Here is an 18,024-nt window from a genome sequence, read left to right as displayed (position 1 = left end):
GAGGAAGCATGACGTTGCGTTACCTGGTCCAGCCCCTGTGGCTGTTGCTGTTGTGGCTCATGCTCTGGGGGTCGGTCAGTGCGGTGGTGCTGATCGGCGGCCTGGTCGTCGTCATCGCGGTCCGCGCCGCGTTCCGCATGCCGGCGGTCGACCTGCGGGTCACCCTGCGCCCGCTGCGGCTGATCGGCCTCTTCTGGCACCTCCTGATCCAGCTCGTCAGCTCCGCCACCTCCGTGGCGTGGGCCGCGATCCGGCACGGCCGGCACGTACCCGCCGCGGTCATGGAGGTGCCTCTGGAGGAGGACAGCGACGTGATCATCGCCGCCACCGTGTTCTTCACGGCTATGAGCCCGGGCAGCCTCGTGCTCGAAATCGACCGCGAACGCCGGGTGCTGTACGTGCACGGGCTGCCCGCGGGTACCCGGGCGGAGGCCGAACGCCGCCGCCGCTCCGTGTGGCGGGCCGAGCGGGCCACGGTGTCCGCACTCAAGGAGGCACCCAAGCAGGCACCCAAGGAGGCCCCCAAGTGAACGTGGTCTTTGCCCTCACCCTCATCATGCTGTCCGTGTCCGCGCTGCTGACGCTGGTGCGCCTGGTGCGCGGACCCAGCGTGCTGGACCGGATCGTCTCGCTCGACGTGCTGGTGACCCTGATCGTCTCGGCCCTTGCGGTGCACGTCGCGGCCAACGACGCGGGGCGCTCCGTTCCGCTGCTGCTGGTCCTGGCGCTGCTCGGCTTCATCGGCTCGGTCACCGCGGCCCACCTGGTGGGGGAGCGGGAGGACATCCGGTGACCGCCCTGACGGACGTCGTCTCTTCCGTGCTGATGCTGGTGGGCGCCCTCTTCTGTCTGCTGGCCGGGGTCGGGGTCCTGCGGTTCCCCGACGCCATCTGCCGCCTGCACGCCGCCGCGAAGGCGCAGACGCTCGGCGTTGTCCTCATCCTGCTGGGCACCGAGTTGCAGGTCTCGGTCAAGTTCGCGTGGGCGCTGCTGCTCGTCGCCGTCTTCCAGCTGATCACCGTGCCGGTGACCGGGCAGGTCGTCGGCAGAACCGCGTACCGTACGGGCGAGATCTACCGGCCGGGCCTGGTCATGGACGAACTCGCCGACCGGCTCGCGGCCGACGCGCGCCGCGAGAGCGGCGAGCCCGCCGAGTCCGCCGAGCCCCGCGAGGATGCCCAGGAGCGCGGCAACGACTGAAGCCCGTCTTCCCGGAAGCGGTCGGCCGACGAGCGGGGCCGTGGGAGCGGCTCCCGGACGACGTCGTGGCCGAGTCGCGGGCCGGGCAGCCCTTTCGACCACGGGCCCGCGTGCCGGACCGGGCCCCGAGGTGGTGCGGTGCCTCATACGATCTCCTTCGATGGTGCGTGCGGGATGCCTGGGGGAGGAGCGTGCCGAGATGCCGTTTCCGGACGAGTGGCGCCGGGTCGAGGTGGTCGACCACCGGGCCGGATGGGCGGCCGAGTTCGACCGGCTGGCCGCGGCCCTGCGCGTGGCACTGGGCGCGCGTGCGGTCGCGGTGGAACACGTGGGCTCCACCGCCGTGCCGGGGCTGCCCGCGAAGGACTGCATCGACGTACAGGTGCGGGTCCGCGGTGTGGCCGAGGCCGTGGACGTGCCCCTGATGACGTCGATCGGCTTCCGCTGCCGGCCGGAGCCGTGGAACCGCACCGAGGTCAGCGGCGGAGTGCGGTGCGGCAAGCTGGTGTTCGCCCCGCCGGTCGGCGCGCGCACCTGCAACGTCCACGTGCGCGAGACCGACGGCCCGAATGCCCGTTTCGCGCTGCTGTTCCGCGACTACCTGCGGGCCGACGCGGATGCTCGCCGCGCCTGGGGCGTTTTCAAGCGGCGCCTGTCCGCCACCGTGCCCGACCTGCTGGAATACGGCCATATCAAGGCGCCGGCCACCGAGGTGCTGATGGGTGCGGCGGAGCGCTGGGCCGCGGCGACCGGCTGGCGGCCGCCCGCCTGACTACGGCAGCAGGGGCGCCCCGTCCCGCTCCTCGCGTCTCCCGGCGCGGCCTGCGACGGACTGGTGTGACGACCCGCTGGTCCAGCGTGCCGGGCAGAAGCCGTTCCTAGCCCTGCCAGGGCTAGTTTCCGCTGGGCACTGGCTGAGCGTCCGCGCGGCACGCCAGGATCGGTGGCGAATCGGCGTGAGCCCGAAGAGCAAAGGGGAGATGCATCGTGCGCTATCGCAGCCTGGGCCAGCATGGGCCGCTCGTGTCGGCGGTCGGGTTCGGCGCCATGACGCTGGTGACGCATGTGTACGACGAGGTGGCGGCCGAGGACGCCGAGGCGGCCCTGCTGGCGGCCGTGGACGCCGGCATGACACTTGTCGACACAGCCGACATCTACGGCGACGGCTACAGCGAGCGGATGATCGGCAGGGTCCTGGGGGCGCGCCGCGAAGAAGTCGTCCTGGCCACGAAGTTCGGCGGGAACCAGGGCGCCGACGGGCAACTGCTGAGCGGGCTCGGCCGCCCCGCCTACGTGCGCCGAGCCCTCGACGCCAGCCTGGAGCGGCTGGGCACCGACCACGTGGAGGTGTACTACCTCCACCGGCTCGACCCGACCACGCCGATCGAGGAAACTGTCGGAGCCCTCGGCGAGTTGGTCACGGCGGGGAAGATCGGACACATCGGGCTGTCCGAGGTGTCCCCGGCCACGCTGCGCCGCGCCCACGCGGTGCATCCCGTCGCGGCCCTGCAGACTGAGTACTCGCTCTTCAACCGGGCACCGGAGGACGAACTGCTGGCGACCTGCGCCGAGCTGGGCACCGCGTTCGTCGCGTACAGCCCGCTGGGGCGTGGGCTGCTCGGCGGCTCGGTGCGCGGGACCGCGGACCTCGGCCCGCAGGACTGGCGCCGCGGCAATCCCCGCTTCCAGTCCGGCAACCTCGACCGGAATCTGACGCTCGTCGACGCGCTGGCCGCCCTGGCGGCGGAGCGGGGCATCACGACCGCACAGCTCGCGCTGGCCTGGCTGCTGCACCGCGGCACCATCCCGATTCCGGGCACGCGCCGCGTGGCCAACGTGCGGGCGAACGCGGCGGCGGCGGACCTGTCGCTGGACGAGGCCGTCTTCCAGCAGTTGGAGAAGCTGGTGCCGCCCGGCTCGGTGGCCGGGGCGCAGGCGGACGAAAGCTACCTGGCCGGGATCGACACCGGTAGGTGAGGATGAAGGGCGGCGCCCCTGGCGGACACCGGTGAAAGGGCATGTCATGCTGCACGTCTTCGACATGGACGGAACACTCCTGCGCGGTACGACGGCCAATCTTGAGGTGGCCCGTCAGATCGGCACGCTGGCCGAGCTGACGGATCTCGAAGTGCGGTTCGCGGCGGGGGAACTGGACACGAAGGGCTTCTCCGCCGCCATCCGCGCACTGTGGGCGCACCTCACCCCCGCCGCGGTCACCGCGGCATTCGCCGCCGGTCCGTGGCTGGCCGGTATAGAGGAGGTGTGCGCCGACATCCGCCGCCGCGGTGAACGGTCCGTGGTGATCACGATGTCGCCGGACTTCTTCGCGCGACAGCTGCTTCCACTTGGTTTCGATCAGGTGGTGGCCTCCCGGTTTCCCGAACTCCCCTTCACTCGCCCACTCGACCCGGCGAACGTGCTGACCCCGCAGGACAAAGTCCGCATCGTCGAGGAGCTGTGCGCCGACCACGGTCTCGCCGTGGAGGACTGTGTCGCCTACGGCGACTCGATGTCCGACGCCCCGCTGTTCCGCCGGCTGCGCCGCACCGTCGCGGTCAACGCCGACCACCACCTCGCCGGACTCGCCGCCCTGACCTACCGCGGCACCAGCCTGAGTGAGGCATACGCGTTGGCGCGGACCCTCCTGGCCCGGCCCGCGCCGGACCGGGTGGCGCCCACGGGTGATCAGGCATCGCGCCTCCCGAGTACCAGGTAACCGGCCGCGAGCGCGACGGCTGCCCACAGGCCGAGGATGCCCACGCCCGCCCAGGGGCCGAAGTCCCGGCCGAACCTCATGTCTTCCGGCGGCCCCGCCATGTGGAGGATCACCGCCCCCGCCTGGTCCGGCAGGTACTGGGCGACGGCGCCCACCACCGGCACGTTCCCCAGGCCCTGGGAGCCCAGGAAGAACAGGGGAAGCATCAGCCCGAGTGCCCGGGTGGGGCTGGTCGCGGACGACGAGCCGCTGATCTCCGCGGGCATCCGCACCGTGCTGGAGTCCGCGTCCGACATGGAGGTGATGGCCGAGACCACCGACGGCCGGGCGGCCGTCGAGGAGGCGGTCAGGCTGGGGGTGCACGTCGCCCTGCTCGACATCGCCATGCCCGTCCTCGACGGGTTGAGCGCCGCCGAGGAGTTGCACCGACTGGCGCCGAGGATCAGGACCGTCGTGCTCACCGCCTTCGGCCAGGAGGCCCAATGTGTTGCGCGCCCTTCAGGCGGGAGCCGCCGGCTTCCTCCTGAAGAACTGCACGCCGCAGGAGCTGATCGGCGCGGTGCGGGCCGCGCACGGCGGCGACGCGTTCCTCTCCCCGGCCGTGACGAGGCTGGTCCTCGGCGTCGTCACCCCCGGCGACCTGCGCCGCCGCAGGGAGGCGGCGGAGCTGATCACCGCCCTCAGCCCGCGCGAGGCCGACGTTGCGCGACTCATCGCCGAGGGACTGACCAACGCCGAGATAGGACACCGCCTCCACATGAGCGAAATGACGATCAAGGGTTACGTGAGCCGGGTGCTGGCCAAGCTCGGCTGTGGGAACCGAGTGCAGGCGGCACTCCTCGTCCGGGACGCCGCGCCGCCCCTCACCTGACCCCCATCCGGTGTTCCCCCGCACCACATCCCCCGTATGACAATTGGCCCGCTACGTGCCGATGTTCCCCGAAAGGTGGTGAAACGTAGGGCGAGCCTCCACCCGAACGTCATCGCGCGCCACGATCGTGGCGGCCCGTCAGTACCACCGTGCACAGACGGGCAGGTTCTTCGATGGATCTCACCAGACGCCGCCTCCTCGGCAGCGCCGGAGCCGGAACGGCCGCGCTCGGCCTCTTCGCCGCCGGGTTCAGCAACGGCACCGCCTGGGCCAGCCCTCGCTTCGCCGGGGACCCCTTCCGCCTCGGCGTGGCCTCCGGCGACCCGGAGCCCGACGGGGTCGTCCTGTGGACGCGCCTCGCCCCCGACCCGCTCGCCGTCGACGGCCGGGGCGGCATGCCCGAGCGCCGTGTTGCCGTGCAGTGGCAGGTCGCCCACGACGAACGCTTCCGTGACGTGGCACGTCAGGGCATCGCCCAGGCCGTGCCCGAGCTCGGCCACTCCATCCACGTCGAGGTCGCGGGACTGGCCCCGGGCCGCGACTACTTCTACCGCTTCCGCGCGGGCGGCGAGGTCAGCCGGACGGGCCGCACCCGCACCGCGCCCTCCCCGCACGACCAGGGGCGCGGCACGGAGGTCTCGTTCGCCTTCGCCTCCTGCCAGTGCTGGTACGAGGGTTTCTACACCGCCTACCGCCACATGGCCGAGGAGAGCCTCGACTTCGTCGTCCACCTCGGCGACTACCAGTACGAGTACGGCGTCGGCGCGACCGCCGGGGTCCGCGGCATGGAGCTGGACGCCTCCTTCCAGCGCGAGACCTACACCCTCGCCGAGTACCGCAACCGGCACGCGCTCACCAAGCTCGACGCCGATCTCCAGTCCGCCCACGGGGCGTTCCCCTGGATTCTCACCTGGGACGACCACGAGGTGGAGAACAACTGGGCGGCCGACATCGCCGCCATCGACACCGACGGCTTCCCCGACGCGGACATCGCCAGCTTCCGCGCCCGCAAGGCCGCCGCCTTCCAGGCGTACTACGAGCACCTGCCGCTCCGCCTGCCGCAGAAGCCGAACGGATCGGCGGTGCGCATGTACCGGCGGCTGCCGTTCGGCGGCGTGCTCGACCTGCACGTGCTCGACTCCCGTTCCTACCGCGACGACCAGGTCTGCGGTGACGGCACCAAGCCCGGCTGCGACGCCGAGCGCAGCGACCCCGCGCGCACCATGCTGGGCGCCGCGCAGGAACGGTGGCTGCTCGACGGCGCGGCGCGTTCCGGGGCCACGTGGAACGTGCTCGCCAACCAGACCCTCATCGCCCAGGTCGACCAGGACCCCGACCCCGCCGTCCTCTCCTCCGGCCTCGACATGTGGGACGGCTACACCGCCGCACGCGACCGGCTGCTGACCGGCCTGCACGGGCGTGGCGTCGCCAACCCCGTGGTGCTGACCGGCGACATCCACCGGAGCGTCGTCGCCGATCTGAAGCTCGACTTCGGTGACGAGGCGTCGCCGGTCGTCGCCACCGAGTTCGCCGGTACGTCCATCAGCTCCGGCAAGGACGGCGCCCCCATGGACCAGGTCGGCCACGACTGGCTCACCGCGGGTGTCAACCCGCACCTGAAGTGGCACAACTCGCAGCGCGGCTACACGGTCATGCGCGCCACCGGGCGCGAACTCCGGGCCGACTACCGCGTCGTTCCCTACGTCACCACCCCCGGCGCGCCCGTCGAGACGGCCGCCCGGTTCATCGTCGAGCCCGGCCGCCCCGGCGCACAGGCCGTCTGATCTCCGCACAACCACCCGCGGGGCGCGCGGACAACGCGCCCCGCCCGCCCCGCGGGTATCCGGATGGAACGGCGCCATGTCCTGCCCGTACGGTGGGACCCGTGACCACTGTGACGACCGGCAGGCTCCGCCTCGGCGTGATGTTCGACCGGGACCAACGCCCAGAAGATCTCGCCCATTTCGCCGCCGCGGTGGAGGAACAGGGGGCGGACGACCTGTGGGTGGTCGAGGACCTGACGTGGGCCGGAGCCGTCGCCTCGGCGGCGCTGGCCCTCGCCGCGACCTCCCGCCTCCGCGTCGGCATCGGCATCGCCCCCGCGCCGCTGCGCAACCCGGCCCTGCTGGGCATGGAGCTAGCCACCCTGGCCCGAGCGTTCCCCGGCCGCCTCATCGCCGGGATCGGGCACGGCGTGCCCGAATGGATGGCGCAGGTCGGTGCGGCGCCCGCCAGCCCGCTCGCGCTGCTTGAGGAGACCGTCACCACCGTGCGCACGCTCCTCGCCGGTGAGGAGGCCAACGTCGACGGGCGGGCCGTGCACGTCGACGGCGTTCGCCTGGTGCATCCGCCCGCCGAGCCGCCGCCGGTCGTGACGGGCGTGGTCCGCCCGCGTTCCCTCGAACTGTCCGGCCGGGCCGCGGACGGCACCATCCTCGCGGAGGGCCAGGGCCCGCGGCAGATCGCCGCCGCGCTGCCCCACATCACCCGCGGACGGGAGGCCGCCGCGGCAAGCCGCCCGCACGAGCTGATCGTCTTCACCCATCTCTGCGTGCCGGACGACCCCGACCGCACCGGTCCCGTCCTCGCGGCGCAGGCGGGCTGGCTCGGCATCCCGCCGGCGGAGTCGTTCCTGGCCGCGGGTGATCCCGGTACGGCCGCCGCCCGCGTTCAGGAGCTGTGGCAGGCCGGTGCCTCCACGGTGGTGCTGCGGCCCATCGGCCCGGACCCGCTGGCCCAGACCGGTGCCACGCTGGCCGCCGTTTCCCGCCTTCCCAACGGCACCTGGGGCGGGGGCCATGACGGCGCCGCCGGTTAGCCCGGAGCCGGCGCCCGCGGTTCCGACGGCGGCGGCCGTTCCGACGGCGGCGGCGAGGGCGGCGGGCCGTGAGCGCCGGTGATCTCGTTCCGCTCGGCCGCACCGGGCTGACAGTCAGCCGTCTCGGGCTCGGACTGGCGTCCATCGGCGGGCTGTTCGCGCCCGTTCCCGCCGAGCAGGCCGCCGCGACCGTCGACCGCGCCTGGCGGCTCGGCGTGCGGCTGTACGACACCGCCCCCGTGTACGGCTACGGGCGCTCCGAGGCGTACACCGGCGCGGCCCTCGCGCCGCGCCCGCGCGACCGGTTCGTGCTGTGCACGAAGGTGGGGCGCCTGATCGAGCCGAACGGTCCCGATACGCAGGAGATCTGGGCGGACCCGCCTCCCGGGCTCGGGCCGCGCCTGGACTATTCGTACGCCGCGGTGCTGCGTTCGCTGGCCGAAAGCCTGGACCGGCTCGGCCTCGACCGGGTCGACGTGCTGCACATCCACGACCCCGACGAGAACTACCCGGCCGCGCTCGCCGACGCCTACCGCGCCCTGGCCGAGCTGCGCCGGGCCGGCACCGTGGGGGCCGTCTCGCTGGGCGTGAATCACGCGGACGTCGCGGCCCGTTTCCTGCGCGAGGCGCCCGAGCCCGGCCCGGACTGCGTCCTGCTCGCGGGCCGTTACACCCTGCTCGACCAGTCAGGACTCGACGAGCTGCTGCCGCTGTGCGCGCGGCGCGGGGTCGCGGTCATGGCGGCGGGCGTCTTCCAGTCCGGGCTGCTGGCCGACCCCACGCCCGGTGCCCCGCACGGTTACCGGAACGTTCCGCCGCTGCTGCGCGCCCGCGTCGCGGCGATCCGCGGTATCTGCGCGCGGTACGGGGTGCCGCCGCTGGCCGCCGCACTGCGCTTCCCACTGGCCCACCCGGCGGTCGCGACGGTCGTCGTCGGCGCCCGGACGCCGGAGGAGGTCGAGCAGAACGCGGCGTTCCTCGCCCACCCCGTTCCCGAGGGGCTGTGGCAGGACTTGCGCGCCGCGCGCCTGCTGCCGCGCGAGGCGCCGGTCCCCCGGAGGGATTGAACGTTTCAGTCGACGGGCGCCTGGTAGGGCCCCGGTTGATCAATGGGAGTGCTCTCAGGGGCGCGATCCCCGACGGCCAGCTGTGCGGCGCCGGGCTGACCGCGGACGGCCGCTACGCGTCGATGGACACCCCGGGCGCGTGGCAGACGACGGACGTCACCGACGACTTCACCGTCGTGTTCCAGGACCAGGCCCACCACGGCACCGACTACTTCCAGGTCTACGTCAGCAAGCAGGGCTACGACCCGAAGACGCAGCCGCTCGGCTGGGACGACCTCGAACTCGTGGCCGAAACCGGGAGCATGCCGCCCGGCGAGATCAACAACATCGAGGTCTGGCAGGCCGCGCACCTGGATCAGTCCTACTGCATGTGCAGCGACGTCGACTTCGGTTGATCCGCGCGAGGCCCCGGTGTCCGGGCCCGGGACGGGCCGGCGCCCCGGTTTCGCGGGGGGCGGAATGCCGCGCGGTGCCGTCCCGGCCCGTGGCTTCTAATCTGAACGGGTGAGCAGCAGCAACGTGCCGAACGAAGCCCGCGTCATCCCCCTGCGCCCGGCCACGGCCACGCCCACGGCCAAGGCCCCCGCCGCGCCGGGGCCCGGCGGCCCGGCCAAGGAGCCCCTGTGGCGGCACGTCGTCGGCGACGTCCTGCGCCGCGAACGCCAGGCCCAGGAGCGCACGCTCAAGGATGTCGCCGAGGCGGCCCGCATCTCCATGCCGTATCTCTCGGAGCTGGAGCGGGGCCGCAAGGAGGCGTCGTCCGAAGTCCTCGCGGCCGCCGCCCAGGCCCTCGGCCTGGGCCTGGCCGACCTCCTCGCCCTCGCGCACGACGAGGTGGCCCGCCCGGCCCCCGTCAGGCGGGCGGGCCCCGCCCCCGCGCCGACCGCCGAGGACGGCCGGGCGACGTCCCTCACCGAGCTGACCGGCAGGGGCCGCCCGGCCGGGACGCGGGCGGCTGTCTCCTCCGGGCCTGTGCTGCTGGCCGCCTGAGCGGCCGTGGCGCCGGAAAGGGGCTCAGTGTCCCTTGTCCGCCGTGCGGTGGCTGAGTACCTGGTCGGCGAGTCCGTAGGCCACGGCTTCCTGTGCGGTGAACACCTTGTCCCGGTCCATGTCGGCCCGGAGGGTGGCCACGTCGTGCCGTGTGTGGCGGGAGAGGACTTCCTCGACCTGTGTACGAATCCGCATCATCTCCTTGGCCTGGACGCTGAGGTCGGAGACGGTTCCCTGCTGCCCGCGGCTCGCCGGCTGGCCGAGGAGCACGCGTGCGTGTTCGAGTACGACGCGTCGTCCCGGGTCGCCGCCGGCGAGGAGCACCGCGGCGGTGGAGGCGGCCTGTCCGACGCAGAATGTCGAGATCGGGGCGTTGATGAACGTCATGGTGTCGTAGATGGCCATGAGCGAGGTGAACGAGCCGCCGGGTGAGTTGATGTAGAGGGCGATTTCGCGGTCCGGGCTTGAGGATTCCAGGTGGAGGAGCTGGGCGATGACGACGTTCGCGACGCCGTCGTCGATTTCCGTGCCGAGGAAGATGACCCGCTCGGACAGCAGGCGGCTGTAGATGTCGTAGGCCCGTTCGCCGTGCGGGGTGCGTTCGACGACGGTCGGGATCGTGTACTGGCTCATGTCAGAACCCCGCCCTGCGCTGGGTGCCGGTCGGCCGGACGTCGGTGAGGGAGGAGACGACGTGGTCGACCATGCCGTACTCCTTGGCCTGTTGGGCGGTGAACCACCGGTCGCGGTCGCCGTCGCGGGAGATGGTGTCCTCGGTCTGGCCGGTGTGCCGGGCGGTGATCCGTTCGATGGTCTTCTTGGTGAACTCCAGGTTCTCCGCCTGGATGGCGATGTCGGCGGTGGTTCCGCCGATGCCCCCGGAGGGCTGGTGCATCATGATCCGCGCGTGCGGCAGTGCGTGGCGCTTGCCGGGTGTGCCGACCGCGAGCAGGAACTGCCCCATGCTGGCGGCGAAGCCCAGGGCGAGGGTCGACACGTCGTTGGGGATCAGCTGCATCGTGTCGTAGATCGCGAGTCCCGCCGAGACGGAGCCGCCGGGACTGTTGATGTAGAGGCTGATGTCGGACCGCGGGTTCTCCGCGGAGAGCAGCAGCAACTGGGCGCAGATCCGGTTCGCGGAGACCTCGTCGACCTGCGTGCCGAGGAACACGATCCGCTGCGTCAGCAGCTGGGTGGACAGGTGGTCGTCGAAACGCGTCGCCGGGGTGTCCCCCTCTTCCGCCCTCGGTGCCGGGGCGGGACCCGGCCCGGTGAGGAGTGATGGCATCGGTCCTCCTGATCCTGGTCCTGATGTGGACGCGGCTCTGTCGCCGCGATGTCTCCACTGTGGAGCCGATTGCGTGGGAAAAGGGGAGTTATCGGCCGGTAGCAGATTCGCTGCCGGCAGAGGGCGCTGGGCCCGAGTCGCGCGTGTTGTGCCGCCGTGGGCGAGGGGGGCGGCATGCCGCTGCGACGCGAATACGTCAAGTGGCGAACGTCACATCCCGCATTCCGATGGGAGGTCCATACCTAGGTCCTGTCCTGTCGATCTTGTCGGGCCCACGACTCCCCCAGAGTCCTCCCCCAGACTTCGTCTGGGAGGTGCCCCCAGGGAGGTGCCCCCAGCTACGGCACCTCGCTGCGTTGTCGCATCGCGCGAGTACGGCCAAGCGGGCTGCTCCGACAAGATCGGCAGGACAGGGCCTGGGTGCTTGTCGCCTCTGAGGGGGCTGCGGAGAGCCCGTGTTGAAGGCATGCTTTTCTCGGCAGAATGTTCAACACAGGGGGTACCGTGGAGATTCGCCATCTGGTGACGTTCCAGAAGGTCGCGACGCTGATGAGCTTCACCCGCGCCGCGGAGGAGCTGAGCTACGCTCAGTCAAGTGTGACGACGCAGATTCGCGCGCTGGAGACATCACTGGGCGTCGAGCTTTTCGACCGGCTCGGCGGGCGGATCAGGCTGACGGCTGCCGGTGAGAAGCTGCTGGAGTACGCCGAGCAGATCCTGGCGCTGACCGACGCGGCACGCGCGGATCTCGCCGGTGGAGGCGGGCCGTCGGGCACCTTGATGATCGGCACGATGGAGAGTGTCACCTCGTACCGGATGCCACCGTTACTCGAGTTCTTCCATCATCGCTACCCGAAGGTGCAGCTCTCGCTGCGGCCGAGCCTGTGCGCCGAGACCTGCTACGCGCTGCGCCAGGGCATCTTCGACATCGGCTTCCTCATGGAACAGGAGACCCGGCATCAGGGCCTGGAGACCGTGGTGCTGGCGGAGGAGCCGCTGGTGCTCGTGGCGGCCCCGGGGCATCCCCTGGCAGGACAGAACGGCCTGTCCCTCGCCGATCTGAGAGCGGCGTCCATCCTGGCGACCGAGGCCGGATGCGCGTACCGCGATCTGTTCGAGGAGGAGCTGCGGGTCGAAGGGACGATTCCCTTCCTCGAGTTCGGAACCATAGAGGCGATCAAGAGGGGCGTGACGTCCGGGCTGGGGATCGCCCTGCTGCCTTCGGTGACCGTGGCCGGGGAGCTGGAGAAGGGCGAGATGACGCAGTTGGAGTGGGAAGCCCCGTTCTCCGTCCACACGCAGCTGGCCTGGCGCAGCGGCCGGCGGCTGTCACGGGAGCTGAAGCTGTTCATCGACCAGGCGGTGCGGCTGATGCGGGAGGACATGTCGCTGGCCGAGTCCGGCTGAGCCGGCCCGTCAACGTGCCTCACGCGGTCACCAGTTCGGGGGCGAAGACGGAGATCCGGTCGGTGACGTCGTCGGCTTTCCGCCGCTTGGGCGCCTGTCGCTCGCCCGGGGTGCCGATGTAGAGCCAGCCCAGCAGGCGTTCCGTCGGCTGCAGGCCGAGCAGGCCGCGGGCCTGCTCGGACTCGGTGAACTTGCCCGTGCGCCGGATGCTTCCGAACCCGCGGGCGTGCAGCAGGAGGCTCAGGAAGCCGGTCATGGCGCTGGTGGCGGCCAGCTGTTCCCACTCGGGCACGCGGTGGTCGGTCACCGGCCTGAACACCAGGGTGGCCAGGAGCGGCGCCCGGCGGGTCTTGGCCGCCGCCTGATCTCGCCGGAGGCCGGGCGCGGGGCTGTCGTCGGCGAGGCAGCGGCCGAGCGCGGTGCGTCCTTCGCCGCGCACCGGTATCCACCGCCAGGGGCGGAGCTGGCCGTGGTCGGGGGCGGTGGCCGCGGCCCGGAGCAGGTAGGTGAACTCCTCGTCGTTCGGGGCCGGTTCCACGAGTGTGTGGGCACTGCGGCGGCTCAGTACGGCGGTCGTGACGTCCATGGGTGTGTCCTCCTCGTGTTCCTGCCCGTCGTTCTTGCTCGTTGTCCTTGCTGGTCGTTCCCGCTCGTCGTGCGCGCTCGTCGTGCCCGCGGAGTGGGGGGTGGGGGTGGGGGCTCCGGCTCGCCGAGCAGGCCGGACAGGCCGAGCAGGACGCCTTCGGCGACGAACGTCTTCTTGCCGGTGGCCGGGCCGCCGTTCGCCGGTGTGGCGGGCAGCTCGGCGTCGACGGGCAGGTTGCGCACGTAGCCGACGCCGGGGGTGTCGCTGTGGCGGCCGAAGTCGAGGATCTGGTGGTAGCGCGCCATGGAGCGGTCGATGTCCACGTCGGGGTCCGGCGCGACGGCGAGCGCCTGCCCGATCGAGTCCCGGACGGCGTCGGCCAGTTCGATCCGGCCCAGGGTCTGCGGCGCGTGGGTGCTGGTCTGAAGAGTGGGCGTGCTCATGATGGTGGCTCCTTCGGCATGATGGTGAGTGCGGTGATTCGGGTGGCGGTGCAGGTGGTGGTTCGGGGGGTGGTGCAGGGGGCGGTGCGTTCGGTGGTTCACAGGGCCCGGATTCCGACGGTGGGTTCCGGCAGTGCGTCGTGGAGTTTCTGCGCGAGCCGGCGGGCCTGCTCGGGCTCGTCGGCGATGTGGGTGATGGCGCGGCTTCCGGTGATCTCGGTGACGGGGATGCCCAGTGCGCGGGCCCGGGGCAGATCGTGGGTGCGCTGGCAGCGTTCGATGTCCAGGTAGCCGCCGACGATGATGAGGTGCGGCCCGTCCTCCAGGCGTACGGTGTCGATTCCTTCGGTGTGGAAGACGCTGTGCGCCCGGTTCGCCTGCGCCGTGGTGTCGTAGGCGAGGACCGTGGATTTCGTGTTCAGCACGACGCTCGCGGTCGGAGCGCCCGTGCTGCCGATGACCGTGCCGGAGGGGAAGGGCGCCCGGTTGTGGCGGCAGACCAGTGTGATGCCGTGCTGCTTGGCGGTCCTTACCGACCTGCGGTGCAGGACCTTGGCGCCGTACAGCGACATCAGGGCGGCGACGTCGTATGCCACCTCGGACAGCAGGCGGGCGCCGTTGACCGCGTTCGGGTCCGCGCTGTAGATGCCGTCGACGTCCGAGTGCACCTCGCAGCGTTCGGCGCCCAGCGCCGCGGCGACGAGGACGGCCGACAGGTCGGAGCTGTTCTTGCCGAGCCAGGTGGGACGGCCGTGCTGGTCGGCGGCCTGGCCGCCGGGGATGATGACGACCTGGTGCTGGTCGAGGGCCTGCCGGAGCGGGGCGGCATCCAGCCGTTCCACCCTGGCCCACATGAACGTGGCGTCGGTGACCAGGCCCTGCTGGTGTCCGGCGAGCACGGTCGCCGTGATCCCGGCCCGGTGCAGGGCGGTGGACAGCAGGTGGGCGCTGATGGTGTCGGGCAGGGGCAGCAGTCCGGCTCCGGTGGCGTCATCCGGAGGCGGTCGATGCCCGGGTGACGTCGAAGGCGAGGGACGGGGAGAAGGTTCCGGTCACGCCGGCGCTGTCGGGATCGTCGAGAACGGTGCGGGCGCCGGCGCGCAACTCCTCGATGCCGGAGTAGCCCGCGCCCGAGGCCGCCTGGTAGGTGCTGACGACGGCCTGGCGTATGCCCCAGCGTTCCTGGACCGGCGCGAGCAGCCGGACCAGCGGGATGGTGGAGCAGTTCGGGTTGGCGATGATGCCACTGGCCGGGCGGGCGTCCAGCTCGTGCGCGTTGACCTGCGGGACGACCAGCGGGCTGTCGGGGTCCATCCGGAAGGCGCTGGTGTTGTCGATGACCAGGGCCCCTGGGCGGCGGCCTTCACCGCGAAGGTCCTGCTCACGCCGGCCCCGGCGGAGAAGAACGCGACGTCGACGCCGGAGAAGTCGAAGCCGTCCAGGTCCTGCACCCGGTAGGTGTGCCCCTCCGCGGTCACCTCCCGCCCGGCCGAGCGGGCGGAGGCGACCAGGTGCAGTTCGCGGTAACGGAAGTCGCGTTCCTCGATGAGCTGGAGGAGGGTGGTGCCGACCACTCCGGTGGCGCCGACCATGGCGACACGCGGTGCGGTGGGATCGGTGACGCGAGGCATGGCAGGGGTTTCCTTTCAGACGGTGGTGCGCTTGCGGGCGGCGGAGTCCTGCGCCGGGGCGGTGGCGGCGAGTTCCTTCGCTTCCTCCGCGACCGTGGTGTCCGGTCCCGGCTGCGCCGGGGCCACGGGGACGGAGGCCGGGCGCAGGCGGGGGCGCCAGCCGAGGCTGATACCGAGGGAGGCACCGACGATGAGCGGGATGCCCAGCGCCTGGGTCCAGGAGACGTGGTGCCCGTAGACCGCCCAGTCGCAGATCATGGCGGCGGCGGGGTACACGAAGGCCAGCACGGCGATCTTCGAGGTCGGCAGCTTCTGGTACGAGGAGTACATCAGGACGTACATCACGCCGGTGTGGATGACGCCGAGGCCGACGAGCCAGGCCCAGCCGGAGCCGAACTGGGCGCTCTCGCTGAGCGTGGTGAAGGGCAGCAGCAGCGGGATGCCCAGCAGCACCTGGACGAGGGCGACGAGGTGGGGCCGCACTCCGGTCACGCGCTTGGTGATGATCGTCGACAGACCGTAGAAGAGGGCGGCCAGCAGGGCGTATCCGAGTCCGGTCAGGTAGGCGCTGTCACCGGAGAGGTCGGAGGACGAGACGCCGGCGACGAGGATGAGGCCCAGGAAGGCGACGACCAGCCATCCCGCCTTGTGCGCGGTGATGCGGTCCTTGAACAGCACAGCCCCGAGCAGGACCACGAAGAATGGTTGGGTGTGGTAGACGACGGTGGCCACCGAGATGGACGTCGACTCGTAGGACTCGAAGAGGAACGCCCAGTTGAAGACGATGAACACGCCGCCGAGTGCGGCCAGGCCGAGCTTCTTCGCGGTGAAGCCGTGGTTCTTGAAGAAGCCGCGGATCAGGCAGTACAGGCCGAGGAAGAAGGTGCCGAACACGCAGCGGTAGAAGACCACGTTGAACGGGGAGGCGCCGGACTCGACGACGAAGACGCCGAGGGTGCCCGACAGCAGCATGGCCGCCGTCAGTTCGATCGCTCCGCGCGTCTCCGGACGCATGGGCGTTTCTGTCGTGCTCATGTCATACTCCTGATCTGGGGGCAATCCCGTTCTTCCGGCGTTCGGCGCGGAAGTCGGTGCGGGGCGGAAGATGAGGTGGGGCGGTGCCGGTCGGCAGCGTCGCGATGGTCCCCCATCGTCCGCTCCGAGAAGCTGGCGTATAAAAAGCTACGAGCTCCGGCGGGGCCCGGTCCACGCTCCCCTGGGGAACGAAATCGATGCCCTCATCGAGGCTGCCGATCGGCCGGCGCGAGCAGGTGAAACGTCAGTGCAGGGGCCTTGCGGATCTCTGGGATAGCTCGTTCATTACTTCCGTCCGAAGGTCGGAGAAGCTGACGAACTGAAATCTACGAGTGCAGGCAATTGCCAGTCCACGGTCCACTGGCGAACGAAATCGATGCTTCCATCAAGGCTGTCGATAGGCGGACGTGAACTCGCCTTCCACCAGCATCTTTCTCCCCGCGGCCGCCGGCCGCTCAGGCCCGCGCCACGCCGATCGGGCAGGCGAGGCCCGTGCCGCCGAGGCCGCAGCAGCCGGCCGGGTTCTTGTCCAGATACTGCTGGTGGCTGGAATCGCCGCTCAGCACTGCCTCACAGGTGCTCGAAGGGCGGGACGATCCGCACGACGACGATCAGGTGCTCCCTGGGGGAGGCCAGGAAGTAGAACCAGCCGCCCGCCGCGTCCATGCGGCGCAGGCCGCCGGTGCGTGGTCCGTTACCCGGGTCGGTGATGTCGACGCCTGTGTCGGCCAGTTCGACGAGCTGGGCGACGAGGCGTTCCACCTCCGTGACGATCCGCGCGGGAATCCCGTCGACGACATGCGCGCTGTCCGGGTCGTACTCCCAGCGCCAGGCGTCGGTCACCGCTGGGACGAGGAGAACGCGGCGTGCGCGTCGTCCAGGATGCGGCCGATCTCGGACGCCGCCTTGCGGGCCTGCTCGGCGTCCCCCGCGGTGGCGGTGTCTTCCAGGTGCCGCAGTCGTTGGGCGAGGTGCGGCTGCCGCTGGATATGTACGTAGACCGCCCACTGGGCGACGAAGCGCCGCAGCGGTGCCAGGTCGGAGCCCTGGCGCGCTTGGTCGGCCGCCTGGTCCAACTCCCGTGCGAAGGCCGGCAGGGCGGCGGGCGCGATCTGCGCAACGGCCTGCCGTAGCGCAGTCACGGTCGCGGGCGGTTGCGGGATGAGTGGTTGTCCCGCGGCGGAGGTGGTCATGGCGTCTCCCATGGGTGGGATTCTGCTCCCTGTGGGCAGCGTATCCGGCGGATGCCGCCACAGCCCTCCGAACGGGTGACGGGCGGGGCCCCGCCCGCTCAGCCCTCGGCCCGCGCCACGCCGATCGGGCAGGCGAGGCCCGTGCCGCCGAGGCCGCAGTAGCCGGCCGGGTTTTTGTCCAGATACTGCTGGTGGTAGCCCTCGGCCGGGTAGAAGGGGCGGGGGGCCGCGGGGAGGATCTCTGTGGTGATCTCGCCGTAGCCGGAGTCCGCGAGGACCTTCTGGTAGGCGGCCCTGGACTCCTCGGCCGCTGTCTGCTGTGCGTCGGAGTGGGTGTGGATCGCCGAGCGGTACTGGGTGCCGATGTCGTTGCCCTGGCGGAAGCCCTGGGTCGGGTCGTGCGACTCCCAGAAGACCTTCAGCAGGTCGGAGTAGCTGACCTTCGCCGGGTCGTGGACGACCCGCACCGCCTCGGTGTGGCCGGTCATGCCGGAGCACACCTCTTCGTACGTCGGGTTGGCCGTGGTGCCGCCCTGGTAGCCGACCAGGGTGGTCCAGACGCCCTCGGTCTGCCAGAAGCGGCGCTCGGCGCCCCAGAAGCAGCCGAGTGCGAAATCGGCCACCTCGAAGCCCTCCGGGTAGGGCCCCTGGAGGGCGGTGCCCAGGACGGTGTGCCGCTCCGGGACGGAGAACGGGAGCCGGTCCCGGCCGGGGAGTGCTTCCTCGCTGGTCGGGATGCGTGTCTTGAAGGCATGCAGCATGGTTATCGGTCTTCCTCT

23 protein-coding genes and 3 pseudogenes are annotated in these 18,024 nt (G+C 71.3%); 13 read left to right on the top strand and 13 right to left on the bottom strand.

What is annotated here, in order from left to right; genetic code table 11:
* Positions 1 to 8: 8 nt before the first annotated feature.
* The 6 genes from RM779_RS30945 to RM779_RS30920 all read left to right on the top strand — a co-directional run bounded on the left by RM779_RS30945 (position 9) and on the right by RM779_RS30920 (position 3,916).
* The gene (locus tag RM779_RS30945; RefSeq protein WP_311621103.1) at positions 9 to 530 is read left to right on the top strand and encodes a Na+/H+ antiporter subunit E; all 522 of its coding nucleotides are present in this window, start codon (positions 9 to 11) and stop codon (positions 528 to 530) included.
* Positions 527 to 793, top strand: a complete 267-nt coding sequence (locus RM779_RS30940) for a monovalent cation/H+ antiporter complex subunit F (protein WP_107485038.1) — start codon at positions 527 to 529, stop codon at positions 791 to 793. The genes RM779_RS30945 and RM779_RS30940 overlap by 4 nt, the downstream gene beginning before the upstream one ends.
* A complete protein-coding gene (mnhG, locus tag RM779_RS30935) occupies positions 790 to 1,200 on the top strand; it encodes a monovalent cation/H(+) antiporter subunit G (RefSeq protein ID WP_311621102.1) in 411 nt (136 codons plus the stop codon). The genes RM779_RS30940 and mnhG overlap by 4 nt, the downstream gene beginning before the upstream one ends.
* A 199-nt stretch (positions 1,201 to 1,399) precedes the next feature.
* Entirely contained in the window at positions 1,400 to 1,972 is a 573-nt protein-coding gene (locus RM779_RS30930; protein WP_311621101.1) for a GrpB family protein, read from the top strand.
* Between the two features lie 215 nt (positions 1,973 to 2,187).
* Entirely contained in the window at positions 2,188 to 3,177 is a 990-nt protein-coding gene (locus tag RM779_RS30925; protein WP_311621100.1) for an aldo/keto reductase, read from the top strand.
* 64 nt (positions 3,178 to 3,241) lie between these two features.
* A complete protein-coding gene (locus RM779_RS30920; protein ID WP_311621099.1) occupies positions 3,242 to 3,916 on the top strand; it encodes an HAD family hydrolase in 675 nt (224 codons plus the stop codon).
* Here RM779_RS30920 and RM779_RS33815 read toward each other — a convergent pair.
* A complete protein-coding gene (locus tag RM779_RS33815) occupies positions 3,886 to 4,122 on the bottom strand; it encodes a hypothetical protein (protein ID WP_394813429.1) in 237 nt (78 codons plus the stop codon). The genes RM779_RS30920 and RM779_RS33815 overlap by 31 nt on opposite strands.
* A 22-nt stretch (positions 4,123 to 4,144) precedes the next feature.
* On the opposite strand from RM779_RS33815, the pseudogene RM779_RS30915 reads away from it, so the two are divergent.
* The 6 genes and pseudogenes from RM779_RS30915 (at position 4,145) to RM779_RS30890 (ending at position 9,662) form a co-directional block, all read left to right on the top strand.
* Positions 4,145 to 4,787: pseudogene (locus RM779_RS30915) on the top strand (response regulator).
* Between the two features lie 173 nt (positions 4,788 to 4,960).
* Positions 4,961 to 6,571, top strand: coding sequence for an alkaline phosphatase D family protein (locus RM779_RS30910; protein WP_311621098.1), 1,611 nt, complete (start codon positions 4,961 to 4,963; stop codon positions 6,569 to 6,571).
* 140 nt (positions 6,572 to 6,711) lie between these two features.
* Complete coding sequence (locus RM779_RS30905) at positions 6,712 to 7,605, top strand: LLM class flavin-dependent oxidoreductase (protein ID WP_311621163.1); 894 nt, start codon at positions 6,712 to 6,714, stop codon at positions 7,603 to 7,605.
* Positions 7,606 to 7,673: 68 nt separating this feature from the next.
* Positions 7,674 to 8,672 (top strand): aldo/keto reductase, encoded by a 999-nt coding sequence (locus tag RM779_RS30900; protein WP_311621097.1) that lies wholly within the window; start codon positions 7,674 to 7,676, stop codon positions 8,670 to 8,672.
* 35 nt (positions 8,673 to 8,707) lie between these two features.
* Positions 8,708 to 9,067 (top strand): lytic polysaccharide monooxygenase, encoded by a 360-nt coding sequence (locus tag RM779_RS30895; RefSeq protein WP_311621096.1) that lies wholly within the window; start codon positions 8,708 to 8,710, stop codon positions 9,065 to 9,067.
* 109 nt (positions 9,068 to 9,176) lie between these two features.
* Positions 9,177 to 9,662, top strand: a complete 486-nt coding sequence (locus RM779_RS30890; RefSeq protein WP_311621095.1) for a helix-turn-helix domain-containing protein — start codon at positions 9,177 to 9,179, stop codon at positions 9,660 to 9,662.
* Positions 9,663 to 9,686: 24 nt separating this feature from the next.
* On the opposite strand, the gene RM779_RS30885 is transcribed toward RM779_RS30890, so the two are convergent.
* Together RM779_RS30885 and RM779_RS30880 are read right to left on the bottom strand one after the other, a co-directional pair.
* The gene (locus RM779_RS30885; protein ID WP_311621094.1) at positions 9,687 to 10,295 is read right to left on the bottom strand and encodes a ClpP family protease; all 609 of its coding nucleotides are present in this window, start codon (positions 10,293 to 10,295) and stop codon (positions 9,687 to 9,689) included.
* Between the two features lies 1 nt (position 10,296).
* Entirely contained in the window at positions 10,297 to 10,950 is a 654-nt protein-coding gene (locus tag RM779_RS30880; protein ID WP_311621093.1) for a ClpP family protease, read from the bottom strand.
* A 504-nt stretch (positions 10,951 to 11,454) separates the two neighbouring features.
* Between RM779_RS30880 and RM779_RS30875 the strand changes: the two genes are divergently transcribed.
* Positions 11,455 to 12,357: a LysR family transcriptional regulator gene (locus tag RM779_RS30875; protein ID WP_311621092.1), complete on the top strand. Its 903-nt coding sequence runs from the start codon at positions 11,455 to 11,457 to the stop codon at positions 12,355 to 12,357.
* A 19-nt stretch (positions 12,358 to 12,376) separates the two neighbouring features.
* Here the strand turns inward: RM779_RS30875 and RM779_RS30870 are convergent, their stop codons facing one another.
* The 10 genes and pseudogenes from RM779_RS30870 to msrA form a co-directional block, all read right to left on the bottom strand.
* Entirely contained in the window at positions 12,377 to 12,943 is a 567-nt protein-coding gene (locus RM779_RS30870; protein ID WP_311621091.1) for a nitroreductase family protein, read from the bottom strand.
* Positions 12,919 to 13,386, bottom strand: coding sequence for a hypothetical protein (locus RM779_RS30865; RefSeq protein WP_311621090.1), 468 nt, complete (start codon positions 13,384 to 13,386; stop codon positions 12,919 to 12,921). The genes RM779_RS30870 and RM779_RS30865 overlap by 25 nt, the downstream gene beginning before the upstream one ends.
* A gap of 98 nt (positions 13,387 to 13,484) precedes the next feature.
* Positions 13,485 to 14,285: an amino acid kinase family protein gene (locus RM779_RS30860; RefSeq protein WP_394813428.1), complete on the bottom strand. Its 801-nt coding sequence runs from the start codon at positions 14,283 to 14,285 to the stop codon at positions 13,485 to 13,487.
* Positions 14,286 to 14,376: 91 nt separating this feature from the next.
* Positions 14,377 to 14,700 (bottom strand): Asd/ArgC dimerization domain-containing protein, encoded by a 324-nt coding sequence (locus RM779_RS30855; protein WP_311621161.1) that lies wholly within the window; start codon positions 14,698 to 14,700, stop codon positions 14,377 to 14,379.
* 6 nt (positions 14,701 to 14,706) lie between these two features.
* Positions 14,707 to 14,978 (bottom strand): annotated as a pseudogene (locus RM779_RS30850) (aspartate-semialdehyde dehydrogenase); the annotation flags it as partial.
* 54 nt (positions 14,979 to 15,032) lie between these two features.
* Positions 15,033 to 16,052, bottom strand: a complete 1,020-nt coding sequence (locus tag RM779_RS30845; RefSeq protein WP_311621089.1) for a DMT family transporter — start codon at positions 16,050 to 16,052, stop codon at positions 15,033 to 15,035.
* 455 nt (positions 16,053 to 16,507) lie between these two features.
* Positions 16,508 to 16,606 (bottom strand): annotated as a pseudogene (locus RM779_RS30840) (peptide-methionine (S)-S-oxide reductase MsrA); the annotation flags it as partial.
* 16 nt (positions 16,607 to 16,622) lie between these two features.
* Positions 16,623 to 16,895, bottom strand: a complete 273-nt coding sequence (locus tag RM779_RS30835) for a hypothetical protein (protein ID WP_311621088.1) — start codon at positions 16,893 to 16,895, stop codon at positions 16,623 to 16,625.
* A complete protein-coding gene (locus RM779_RS30830) occupies positions 16,892 to 17,245 on the bottom strand; it encodes a DUF6247 family protein (RefSeq protein ID WP_311621160.1) in 354 nt (117 codons plus the stop codon). Before RM779_RS30830 ends, RM779_RS30835 begins: the two co-directional genes overlap by 4 nt.
* A 98-nt stretch (positions 17,246 to 17,343) precedes the next feature.
* Entirely contained in the window at positions 17,344 to 18,006 is a 663-nt protein-coding gene (msrA, locus tag RM779_RS30825; RefSeq protein ID WP_311621087.1) for a peptide-methionine (S)-S-oxide reductase MsrA, read from the bottom strand.
* Positions 18,007 to 18,024: the final 18 nt, after the last annotated feature.

Origin of the sequence: Streptomyces johnsoniae (genome assembly GCF_031845565.1) — a bacterium.
GTDB lineage: Bacteria > Actinomycetota > Actinomycetes > Streptomycetales > Streptomycetaceae > Streptomyces > Streptomyces johnsoniae.
Note: the sequence above shows the minus strand (reverse complement) of the source record. Positions and strands in the feature narration are given on the sequence as shown.